Annotated in this window: 10 protein-coding genes; 1 reads left to right on the plus strand and 9 read right to left on the minus strand. The window is 68.5% G+C overall.

The genetic code is table 11. The features are described 5' to 3' along the window. Window positions 1–48: 48 nt before the first annotated feature. The 8 genes from PMI14_RS15425 to PMI14_RS15460 all read right to left on the minus strand — a co-directional run bounded on the left by PMI14_RS15425 (window position 49) and on the right by PMI14_RS15460 (window position 8,997). Entirely contained in the window at window positions 49–1,395 is a 1,347-nt protein-coding gene (locus PMI14_RS15425) for a tetratricopeptide repeat protein (RefSeq protein WP_035203994.1), read from the minus strand. Window positions 1,396–1,439: 44 nt separating this feature from the next. Then, complete coding sequence (locus tag PMI14_RS15430; RefSeq protein WP_007855873.1) at window positions 1,440–2,048, minus strand: hypothetical protein; 609 nt, start codon at window positions 2,046–2,048, stop codon at window positions 1,440–1,442. Window positions 2,049–2,053: 5 nt separating this feature from the next. After that, entirely contained in the window at window positions 2,054–3,457 is a 1,404-nt protein-coding gene (locus tag PMI14_RS15435; protein WP_007855874.1) for an amidase, read from the minus strand. A 108-nt stretch (window positions 3,458–3,565) separates the two neighbouring features. Further along, window positions 3,566–5,056 carry an ABC transporter substrate-binding protein gene (locus PMI14_RS15440; RefSeq protein WP_007855876.1) on the minus strand — a complete coding sequence of 497 codons (1,491 nt, stop codon included), beginning with the start codon at window positions 5,054–5,056 and terminating at the stop codon, window positions 3,566–3,568. Between the two features lie 96 nt (window positions 5,057–5,152). After that, the gene (locus PMI14_RS15445) at window positions 5,153–6,025 is read right to left on the minus strand and encodes an ATP-binding cassette domain-containing protein (protein ID WP_007855877.1); all 873 of its coding nucleotides are present in this window, start codon (window positions 6,023–6,025) and stop codon (window positions 5,153–5,155) included. Further along, window positions 6,022–7,062 carry an ABC transporter ATP-binding protein gene (locus PMI14_RS15450; RefSeq protein ID WP_007855878.1) on the minus strand — a complete coding sequence of 347 codons (1,041 nt, stop codon included), beginning with the start codon at window positions 7,060–7,062 and terminating at the stop codon, window positions 6,022–6,024. Before PMI14_RS15450 ends, PMI14_RS15445 begins: the two co-directional genes overlap by 4 nt. Before the next feature lie 57 nt (window positions 7,063–7,119). Further along, window positions 7,120–8,004 (minus strand): ABC transporter permease, encoded by an 885-nt coding sequence (locus tag PMI14_RS15455; protein WP_007855879.1) that lies wholly within the window; start codon window positions 8,002–8,004, stop codon window positions 7,120–7,122. A 30-nt stretch (window positions 8,005–8,034) separates the two neighbouring features. Then, window positions 8,035–8,997: an ABC transporter permease gene (locus PMI14_RS15460; protein WP_007855880.1), complete on the minus strand. Its 963-nt coding sequence runs from the start codon at window positions 8,995–8,997 to the stop codon at window positions 8,035–8,037. A gap of 231 nt (window positions 8,998–9,228) precedes the next feature. Here PMI14_RS15460 and PMI14_RS15465 point away from each other — a divergent pair, with 231 nt between their 5' ends. Continuing rightward, window positions 9,229–9,489: a YfhL family 4Fe-4S dicluster ferredoxin gene (locus PMI14_RS15465; RefSeq protein WP_007855881.1), complete on the plus strand. Its 261-nt coding sequence runs from the start codon at window positions 9,229–9,231 to the stop codon at window positions 9,487–9,489. A 66-nt stretch (window positions 9,490–9,555) separates the two neighbouring features. Here PMI14_RS15465 and pth read toward each other — a convergent pair whose 3' ends face one another. After that, window positions 9,556–10,215, minus strand: a complete 660-nt coding sequence (pth, locus tag PMI14_RS15470; RefSeq protein WP_007855882.1) for an aminoacyl-tRNA hydrolase — start codon at window positions 10,213–10,215, stop codon at window positions 9,556–9,558. Between the last annotated feature and the right edge of the window lie 165 nt (window positions 10,216–10,380).

A 10,380-nucleotide genomic window follows, 5' to 3' on the forward strand; every position in this document is an offset into this window, starting at 1 on the left:
GCCGCCGTGGCGGCGGGCTGCGCGGCTACGGCACCATGCGGCGTTGTCCTACGTGGAGCGCAGGGCGCCGTCGAGGGCCAGGGCGGCATACACCGCCTGGAGCTGGCGTGCCAGGCGCAAGGACTCGGGCTGGGCATTGGCCTGGGGCTGCAGCAGGTTCTGCAACGCGGCCCACTGGCCGCTTCGGGCCAGGGCGTCGAGGTAGACCTGGTGGAACAGGTCGCGCTGGGCATGGCTGCCGCCCACGGCCACCAGCTGCGGCAGGGCCAGGCCCAGCTGCGATGCCGCCATGGCCCAGTCCCCGGTCGCATGCGCGAGCAGGCCATGGGCCGCGGGCACGCAGACCTGCTGCCACACGCGGCGCTCGTGCGCCTCGGTGCGGCTGGCGGCGTGGGCCTCGATGTGGTGCAGCAATGTGCGCGCTGCATCCACGCGGCCAGCGCGCGCCAGGCCGTAGAGGTACTGCAGGTCCAGGAAGGGCAGCACCTGGTCGGACAGGCGCAACGCCAGGTGGCCGGCCAGGTCGTCCCAGCGCGCGCGTCCCACGTCCACGCCGGCCAGCTCCAGCCGCGCCAGCAGCGAGACGGCGTTGATCTGGTCCTGCGTGTATTCCTTGACCACGCCCCAGACCTGCTGGTCGTACAGCGCGAGCACTTCGGCATGGCGCTCCTGCTCCAGCAGGAACAGGGCCTGGTGCCACCAGTTGTGCGTGACCATGAAGGAGTTCAAACCCGTCCAGGTGTCGCTCACGCCGGCCATGAACTCCGTGCCCTCGGCAATGCGGCCCTGGGTCAGCATCACGTGCGCCAGGGCATGGTGGGCCCAGGGCTCCTTGCGGCACAGGCCGACCGCATGTCGGGCCGAGGCTTCGGCCCGGTCGAGCAGATGGCACTGCTCCCAGCCGAAGGCCAGCATGCCGTGCAGATAGGGCACTTCGGCCGCGGCCGGCAGGGCGGCCAGCGCGATGCGCAGCATGCCCGGCGAGTCGCCGCGGTTGAACAGGTGGTACTGGCCGAGCTTGAGCGAGGCCAGGTCACGCGGGTGCAGGCGGGCCTGCTCTTCATGCAGCGCAATGGCGCGTGGCAGGTCGCCGGCGGCCCAGGCGGCCACGGCGGCGACGAAGCGCTGCTCGCGCTCCGTGGCCTGGCCAGCGGCTGCCTGCGCGCGCGCGAGGTAGGGAAGCGCATTGCGCGGTGCATCGGCGGATTCGGCGAACATGTGCAGCGCCGCGCAGCAGGCCTGCACGATGGCGCTGTGGTCCTGCTCGGCCGCGAGCACATTCACTGCGCGTGCCTCGCATGCGATGAAGCCGTCGACGAAGTCGTTCAGCGCCGCAAGGCTGCCCTGGTCGTGCAGGGTGACGGGGTTGCCCAGGCTGTCGGTGGCGGTGTGCATCGGTGCATTGTGCGGGGCAGGCAGTCCCCCCGTCCTGAGGCAACTCATTTGCCCTCGATGAGGGCGATGTATGCGGTGCGGGTGGCGGGCGACACCGAGGCCACGAGCTGCTCGTGCGGCGTCTTGTGGCGCGCCAGCATGCGCGCCGTGGCGATGGTCTTCGATTTGCAGAACCAGTGGCAGCTGTGCTGCATGAGCAGCAACTCGGCGGTCATCACGAAGGCCTTGTCCTTGGGCGTGCGGTGCTCGCTGTTCTCGGCCACGCTGGCGATGCCGCGCGCGTGGATGGCCAGGGCGCGGCGCATGTCGAAGGTGGCTGCGGGCAGGATGGCCTGCGCGAAGGGGATGGCCAGGGCCAGGCGGCTCACGCGGGACTGGGCCTCGTCCACCTTGGAAAAGTCGGCGGCAAAGCGCGTGAACTGCTCGGCCAGCTGCGATTCGGTGGTCTCCAGCAGCGACCAGATCTGGCTGCGCCGCTCGTCGGTGCCTTCGCCCAGGGCACGCAGGTAGCCCTCGGTCAGCGCCTCCATGAGCTTTTCGATCTGGTAGTTGGCCAGGTGGGCGCCGAGCAGCGCAATGCGCTTGCGCTGCTCCTTGGCATTGAGCATGTAGATGCCGCTGGCGATCAGGATCGACAGGATCAGGACGTCCATGGCGATCAGCCCTGGGGCGGCTGCGGCCAGGGGCGCTGCGGGCCCCGGACCAGCTCGAAGGCGCGCGAGACCTGCAGCACGCCGAGGTCGTCGAAGCGTACGCCCGCGATCTGCAGGCCGATGGGCAGACCGGCCTTGGTGTAGCCGCAGTTGACCGAGGCGGCCGGCTGCTCGGACATGTTGAACGGCACCGTGAAGCCGATGTGCTCCAGCGGGCGCAGCGGGTCGTTGGTGGGCGATGGCAGCTCGGCCTGGAAGGCGACGTTGGGCGCCACGGGCGAGATCACGTAATCGAAGGCGCTGCAGGCCTTGACCGCGGCCACGCGCGTCAGGTGGAACTGCTGGCTGGCGTTGAACACCGCGGTGCCCGACATGCCTTCGGCACTGTCGGCCCAGGCGCGGATGTAGGGCAGCACCTTCTCGCGCTTGGCCGCAGGCAGGGCCTGCATGTCGGTGAAGGAGCGCATGCGCCAGAAGTGGTCCATGCCATCGAGCAGGGCCTGCGTCATGAAGGGGCGCATGGGCACGATGGTGGCGCCGGCCGCCTCCATGAGGCGTGCGGCGTTCTCCACCGCGGCGCGCACCTCGGGGTCCACGGGCAGGCCGCAGCCGGCGTCCAGCAGCAGGCCGATGCGCAGGCCACGCAGGCGCTCGGTGCCCTGGTCGAAGCGGTCCCACGCGATGTCCTGCGCGGGCAGGCTCATGCTGTCGCGTGCATCGGGGCGGCTGAGCACCTGCATCATGAGCGCGGCATCGGCCACGGTGCGCGTCATGGGGCCGGCGGCGCGGCCGGTGTAGGGCGGATCGATCGGGATGCGGCCCAGGCTGGGCTTCAGGCTGAAGATGCCGCACCAGCTGGCTGGCAGGCGCAGCGAGCCACCGATGTCGGTGCCGATGTGCAGCGGGCCGTAGCCGGCCGCCGCGGCTGCGCCGCCACCGGCGCTGGAGCCGCCGGGGCCCTTGCTGGTGTCCCAGGGGTTGCGCGACAGCGGGTGGAAGCTCGACAGGCCCGACGACAGCATGCCGTAGTCGGGCATGGTGGTCTTGGCCACGATCACCGCGCCGGCCTCGCGCATGCGCGCAGCGGGCGGCGCATCGGCCGGGGCCGGTACCAGGTCCACGGCGGCGGTCCCCAGGGGCAGCGGATCGCCTTCGGTGGCGATGTTTTCCTTGATGGTGGCGGGCACGCCGTCCAGCAAGCCCAGGGGTTCGCCGCGGGCCCAGCGGGCCTCGGAGGCGCGCGCCTGCGCAAGCGCCGCTTCGGGGCGCAGCAGGTAGGTGGCCTGGATATGGGGCTCCCAGGCCTGGATGTGCTGGAGGACGGCCTGGGTGACCTCGACGGGGGACAGCGTGCGCTGGCGGTAGGCAGCGGTCAGTGCGTGGGCGGGCAGGTCGTGGAGATCACTCATGGCAGGGGCTGGGGAGGGAAGGCGGGGCGGCTGCCGGCAGGGGCCGGCAGCGCACGGGGGCAAGGCGTCACATTGGCAGGGGCCTTGTGCAGCCCCTGCCAGTTGGCATCAGGACCAGGACAGGGCCGAGATGTCGTTCACGAACACGGGCATGTCTTTCCACAGGCCCTTGAGGTTCTTGTTGGCCACTGTGATCCACTGGTTCTGGTAGAGGAAGGCGTGCACCGCGTCCTCGGCCAGCAGGCGCTGGGCATCGCCGAGCAGGCGCGAGCGATCGGCCGGGCGGGCGGCGTTCTTGATCTGGTTGAAGATCTCGTTGAACTTGGGCGAGTTGTAGCCCCAGTAGTAGTCGGGCTTGGCGAAGTTGCCCAGGTCGAACGGCTCCACGTGCGAGATGATGGTCAGGTCGTAGTTCTTGTTGCCGTAGGTGCCGCTGAGCCACTGCGCCCATTCGACGTTCTGCAGCTTGGCGGTGATGCCGATCTTGGCCAGCTGGGCCGCAATCACCTCGCCACCCTGGCGCGCATAGGGCGTTGGCGGCAGGGTCACGGTCAGCTCCAGCGGCGTCTTCACGCCGGCCTCGGCCAAGAGCTTCTTGGCCTTTTCCACGTCGTAGGGGTTCACGCCGGTGGTGTCCACATAGCCGAAGGCGCCAGGCACGTAGTGGCTGCCGATGGGTGCGCCGTAGCCGTCGGCCGCACCTTCGATCACGGCCTTGCGGTCCACCGCGGCGGCGATGGCGCGGCGCACGCGCACGTCGTCGAGCGGCTTCTTGGCGTTGTTGATGGCCAGGATGGTCTTGGCGCGCGAGCCGCTCACCACCACCTGGAAGCGCGGGTTGGCCTTGAACTGCGCGACGCTGCGCGGCGTGACGCGCGGGAAGGCGTCCACGTCGCCGGCCAGCAGCGCGGCGACCTGGGCCGCCGGGTCGGAGATGAAGCGGAAGGTGGCGCGTTTGATCTTGATGCTGGCCGGGGCGCGGAAGCCGCTCCAGGCCGCCAGCACCACGGACGAGCCCTTGTTCCACGCATTGAGCTGGTAGGGGCCGGTGCCCACGGGCTTGGTGGCGTTGCCCTCGGCGCTCTTGGGCTCGACGATGATGGACGTGGCCTGGCCCAGGATGAACAGCAGGTCGGGGTCGATGTCCTTGTTGAGCACCACCACGGTGTAGTCGTCCACCACCTGCGTGGTGAGGTTGGCGAAGGTGCGCTTGTCCTTGTTGGTGCTCTTCTCGCCGCCGGCGCGGTCGTAGGAGAACTTCACGGCGGCGGCGTTGAAGGGTTCGCCGTTCTGGAAGGTCACGCCACGGCGCAGCTTGAAGGTGTAGGTCTTGAGGTCGGGCGAGACTTCCCAGCTCTCGGCCAGCAGCGGCGAGACGCTGCCGTCGGCATTGATCTTGGTGAGCGTCTCGAAGATGTTGTACTGCACGATCTCGGCGATGGCCGAGGCGGCGCCGGCCGTCGGGTCCAGGCCTGGCGGCTCCAGCGTCATGGCCAGCACCACGGCATCCTTGCGGCCCTGGGCGAGGGCGCCGAAGGGGGTGGCCAGGGGGACGGTGGCAATGGCGCCAGTGGCAAGAACGGTACGGCGGTTCAGCATGTTCGGACTCTCCAGACAAAAAACCAGACGAAAGCCCCGGTGCAAATTGTTACCGGGGAGCACGGAAGCTTTTTACACCATCGGCAACACTTGTGGTTATGCGTTTTTGGCTGCCGCCGCTGCGCGGCGTGCCCGTGCCCGGCCAGGTTGCACCTGGGGCACGGCGCCCACCAGCGAGCGGGTGTAGGGATGCTGCGCGTTGCGGAACAGCTCGGCCGGCGAGCCGCGCTCCACGATGCGTCCCTGGTAGAGCACCACCACTTCATCGCACAGGTGGTTGACCACGGCCAGGTCGTGGCTGATGAGCATGTAGGTGATGCCGAACTGCTGCTGCAGGTCCTGCATCAGATTGAGCACCTGCGCCTGCACCGAGACGTCGAGCGCACTCACGGGCTCGTCGGCCACGATCAGGCGCGGGCGCGTGATGAGGGCACGCGCGATGGCGATGCGCTGGCGTTGCCCGCCCGAGAACTCGTGCGGGTATTTGTCCAGGTCGTTGGTGCGCAGGCCCACCTGCGCAAGCACCTGGCCGGCCTGCTCGCGCTGGGCTGCGCGGCTGGTCTCGCCCTGGGCCTGCAGCGGCTCGGTGACGATGCGCTCCACGGTCTGGCGCGGGTCGAGCGAGCCATAGGGGTCCTGGAACACCATCTGGAAATCGCGCCGCGCTTGGCGCAGCTCGGCCGGGGGCAGCGCATGCAGGTTGCGCCCGAGCAGGTGCACCGTGCCGGCGGTGGGTGCATCGAGCGCCATCACCGTGCGCGCCAGGGTGGACTTGCCCGAACCCGATTCGCCGACGATGCCCAGGCTGCGGCCCGAGGCGATGGAGAAGCTCACGCCGTTGACCGCATGCACCTTGCCTGGGGGGCGGAACAGGTGCTCGCGCGGCAGCGTGTACTCGCGCACCAGGTCGGTGACCTGGAGCAGGGCGGTGCCGGCGCTGGCCGGAGTTGGGGGCTGGGTGCTGCTCATGCGGACACCTCGACGACTTCAACCGCCTGCTGCGCGCTCAGGGCCTGGTCGATGGCATCGCGGCGCAGGCAGCGTACCTCGTGGTCACCGTCTTCATCGCGTGCCACCAGTGTGGCGGCGGGGCGTTCGTGGTGGCAGGCGTCCACCGTGTAGCTGCAGCGGCCGGCGAAGGGGCAGCCGGCGGGCAGGTCCACCAGTTCGGGCACGGTGCCGGCGATGGTGGACAGGCGGGGGCGCTGGCCCGGTGCATGCACCGCGCCCAGGTGCGGGCGGGCGGCGAACAGCCCGCGTGTGTAGGGGTGCGCCATGGCCGAGAAGACCGAGGCGGTGGAGCCGCTCTCGACCACACTGCCGCCGTACATGACCATCATGCGGTCCACGTTCTGCGAGATCACGCCGAGGTCGTGCGAGATCAGGATCAGGGCCATGTTGCGCTCGGCCACCAGGTCGCTGATGAGGTCCAGGATCTGCTGCTGGATGGTCACATCGAGCGCGGTGGTGGGCTCATCGGCGATCAGCAGGTCGGGCCCGCAGGCCAGGGCCATGGCGATGGTGATGCGCTGGCGCTGCCCGCCCGAGAACTGGTGCGGATAGGCGTCGAAACGCTGCGCGGCGTTGGGGATGCCCACGCGGTCGAGCAGGGAGATGGCTTCCTTGCGTGCCTGCGCCGCACCCATGCCGCGGTGCAGGCGCAGCGGCTCGGCCACCTGGCGGCCGATGCTGTGCACCGGGTTCAACGCGGTCATGGGCTCCTGGAACACCATGCCGATGCGGTTGCCGCGCATGCGGCACATCTGCGCGTCGGTGCGGCCCACGAGTTCCTCGCCGTCGAAGCGGATGCTGCCGCTGACCTGGGCGCTGTCGGGCAAGAGGCCCATGAGCGACATGGCGGTGATGGACTTGCCGCAGCCCGATTCACCGATCAGGCCCAGGGTTTCGCCGCGCTCCAGGGCAAAGCTCACGCCGCGCACGGCGTCCGCTGGGCCCCGGTGGGTTTGCAGGCGGATCTGCAGGTTGGAGACTTCAAGCAAAGGCATGGCAGCGGGTCTTTGTCTTCATCATCGTCGTCTTGTCGTTCTTGCTTGCAGTGCCACTCAGCGCTTGCGCGACAGGCGGGGGTCCAGCAGGTCGCGCAGGCCGTCGCCCAGCAGGTTCAGTCCCAGCACGGCGAAGGCGATCGCCACGCCGGGCCACACGGCCAGCAGCGGTGCCTGGAACATCAGTGTCTGTGCCTCGCTGAGCATGCGGCCCCATGAGGGCTGGGGCGGCTGCGTGCCCAGGCCCAGGTAGGACAGCGCGGCCTCGGCCAGGATGGCGATGGCGAATTGGATGGTGGCCTGCACGATCAGCACCGAGAGGATGTTGGGCAGCACATGCTCGATGGTGATGCGCCAGCTGCCCTTGCCGCAGGCGCGTGCGGCCAGGATGTATTCGCGTGACCACACGGCGTTGGCCGAGGCGCGCGTGACGCGTGCGAAGGTCGGTATGTTGAAGATGCCGATGGCGATGATGGAGTTGACGATGCCCGCGCCGAACACCGCGGTCATCATGATCGCCGAGAGGATGGCCGGGAAGGCGAAGGTGAAGTCCGCCAGCCGCATGATGAGCTCTTCAACCCAGCCGCGCCTGGCGGCCGCCAGCAGGCCCAGCGCCGTGCCGATGGACAGGCCGATGCCGACAGCGATCACGCCCACCAGAATGGAGTTGCGCGCGCCCACCAGCAGCAGCGAGGACACGTCGCGCCCGAAGGCATCGGTGCCCAGCCAGTGGGACAGCGACGGCGGCTGCAGCTTCACGGCCAGGTCCATCTCGTAGGGCGACCAGGGCGTCCAGACCAGGGACAGGCTGGCCGCGACGAGCAGCAGCAGCGACAGCACGGCACCGATGACGAAGCTGCGGTGGCGCAGTGCGCGGTGCCACCAGCCGGGCGGCGGCGTGCCCGCGGGGCGGATGGAAGGGGTGGAGGGAACGGCGCTCATGGGATCGGGCTGTCTGGTAAAGGACTCGGCTTAGATATCGCTGGCTTTGACGCGGGGATCGATCACCGCGTAGAGGATGTCCACCACGAAGTTCACGATGACCACCATGGCCGCGAGCAGCATCACGCAGTTGCGCACCACGATCAGATCGCGGTTGGAGATGGACTGGAAGATCAGCCGCCCCAGGCCCGGCAGGTAGAACACGTTCTCGACCACGATGGTGCCCGCCAGCAGGTTGGCGAACTGCAGCCCCATCACCGTGATCACCGGGATCATGGCGTTGCGCAGCACATGGCCCCAGAGCGCCGCGCGCTGCGACAGGCCCTTGGCGCGTGCCGTGCGCACGAAGTCCTCGCGCAGCACCTCGAGCACGGCCGAGCGCGTGATGCGCGCCAGGATGGCGGCCTGCACCACGGCCAGTGCGATGGCGGGCAGCAGCAGCGCCTTGAGCGCTTCGAGCGGGCTGCCGCCGGCGTCCTCGGTCCAGCCCGGGAAACCGCCCGCCGAGAACCATTGCAGCTTGACCGAGAACAGCAGGATCAACAGGATGGCGAACCAGAAATTGGGGATGGCGATGCCGATCTGCGCCAGGCCCATCACGCCCACGTCGCCCAGCCTGTTGTGGCGCGAGGCGGCGTACACGCCTGCGATCAGCGCCAGCACCGTGGTGATCACCATGGCCATCAGGGCCAGGGGCACCGTGAGCGCCAGGCGTTCGAGCACCAGTTCCAGCACGGGGGTGCTGTAGGCATAGCTGTTGCCCATGTCGCCCACGACCAGGCCGCTGATCCACTCCCAGTAGCGCTGCATGGCCGGCTGGTCCAGGCCCAGCTTGGTGGCCAGGGCGGCCACGGCATCGGGCGAGGCGTCGGGGCCCATGAGCATCTGCGCCGCATTGCCCGGCAGGATCTCCAGCACCAGGAAGACGACGATGGAGGCGCCGATCAGCGTTGCCAGGAGGGTGATGAACCGCTTGAGGAAGAACAGTCCCATGGTGGGGTGTCGTGTGGGTGGTGTGGGTTGTACGTGGCGCCAGAAGCGTGGAAATTCCCGGCGTCACAATTAATGTGTATACACAGCATAACGGTAAAAACACCCCATCGGCGGTGTTGTGTTCCGGTGTGGTTCACAAGGTACATCCGGTTACCACGCGATAATGTGCACCATGAAGTGTGCACTGTCTCCCCCGTTGTCCATCGCGCCCCGTGTGCAGGGGGGTACGCCATGGCGTTGATGATCACCGACGAGTGCATCAATTGCGATGTCTGCGAGCCGGAGTGCCCGAACGACGCGATCTTCCTGGGCGAAGAAATCTACGAGATCGACCCGCACAAATGCACCGAGTGCGTGGGCCATTTCGACGAGCCCCAGTGCGTGCAGCTCTGCCCGGTGGCCTGCATTCCCGTGAATCCCCAGCACGTGGAAAGCCGCGAGACGCTGTGGCAGAAGTTCCAGCGCTTGCAGGCGCCCTCGGCACCAGCCTGACAGGTAGGGTTCCAGGAACAGAACAGCCCGCCAATTGGCGGGCTGTTCTGTTGTGGGCCGGCGCATTCACTCCGGGATCGGCGGCTGGGAGGGCCCTGGCGGTTGTGCCTTGGCGCCTGCCAGCTCGGGCGGCCGCGGTGGCTTGGGGCGGGGCGGCTTGACGGTATGGATCAACAGCGTGGCCTTGTCCATCTCGCCGGCCAGCATCGCCGGGTAGGCCTTGACCGAGTGGATGATGCTGTCCTCGATCAGCGTGCGCTGGTCGGGGGCGGGCTTCTTGAGCACCCAGTTGGCGACTTCCGACTTCACGCCCGGGTGGCCGATGCCGATGCGCAGGCGCCAGTAGTCGGGCGAACCCAGTTGCGCATGGATGTCGCGCAGTCCGTTGTGCCCCGCATGGCTGCCGCCGCGCTTGAGCTTGACCTGGCCCGGGGGAATGTCGAGTTCGTCGTGCACCACGAGGACTTCCTCGGGCGTGATCTTGAAGAAACGCGCGAGCGACGCCACGGACTTGCCCGAGAGGTTCATGAAGGTCTGCGGCTGCAGCAGCCACACGCTCTGGCCATGCACGGTGGCGCGGGCTGCCAGGCCGTGGTAGCTGCGTTCGGGGACGAGGTGCACCTTCAGTTCGCGCGCGAGGGCGTCGATCCACCAGAAGCCGGCGTTGTGGCGGGTGGCTTCGTAATCGGGGCCTGGGTTGCCCAGGCCGACAAACAGCTTGATCATGGGTGGGGATTATCGGTGGGGTTGCTGGTGGAATGGGTTTGCAGGCGTTGTAGGCGGTAGCCGTCGTCGTGCGGTTGGTTGTGGTTGTCGCATGCCTGTGTTGAGGGCGGAGGCCGGGATGTGCGCCCGGCGGCGCACCTACGGTCAGAAGGGGGTGGGAGCGGG

Origin of the sequence: Acidovorax sp. CF316 (assembly GCF_000276605.1) — a bacterium.
Taxonomy (GTDB): domain Bacteria; phylum Pseudomonadota; class Gammaproteobacteria; order Burkholderiales; family Burkholderiaceae_C; genus Acidovorax.

Coding starts and splice junctions, on each gene's coding strand:
- PMI14_RS15435 (WP_007855874.1), bottom strand. CDS start 3,457: ATGAGTGATCTCCACGACCTGCCCGCCCACGCACTGACCGCTGCCTAC.
- PMI14_RS15460 (WP_007855880.1), bottom strand. CDS start 8,997: ATGGGACTGTTCTTCCTCAAGCGGTTCATCACCCTCCTGGCAACGCTG.
- PMI14_RS15450 (WP_007855878.1), bottom strand. CDS start 7,062: ATGCCTTTGCTTGAAGTCTCCAACCTGCAGATCCGCCTGCAAACCCAC.
- PMI14_RS15465 (WP_007855881.1), top strand. CDS start 9,229: ATGGCGTTGATGATCACCGACGAGTGCATCAATTGCGATGTCTGCGAG.
- PMI14_RS15445 (WP_007855877.1), bottom strand. CDS start 6,025: ATGAGCAGCACCCAGCCCCCAACTCCGGCCAGCGCCGGCACCGCCCTG.
- pth (WP_007855882.1), bottom strand. CDS start 10,215: ATGATCAAGCTGTTTGTCGGCCTGGGCAACCCAGGCCCCGATTACGAA.
- PMI14_RS15455 (WP_007855879.1), bottom strand. CDS start 8,004: ATGAGCGCCGTTCCCTCCACCCCTTCCATCCGCCCCGCGGGCACGCCG.
- PMI14_RS15430 (WP_007855873.1), bottom strand. CDS start 2,048: ATGGACGTCCTGATCCTGTCGATCCTGATCGCCAGCGGCATCTACATG.
- PMI14_RS15425 (WP_035203994.1), bottom strand. CDS start 1,395: ATGCACACCGCCACCGACAGCCTGGGCAACCCCGTCACCCTGCACGAC.
- PMI14_RS15440 (WP_007855876.1), bottom strand. CDS start 5,056: ATGCTGAACCGCCGTACCGTTCTTGCCACTGGCGCCATTGCCACCGTC.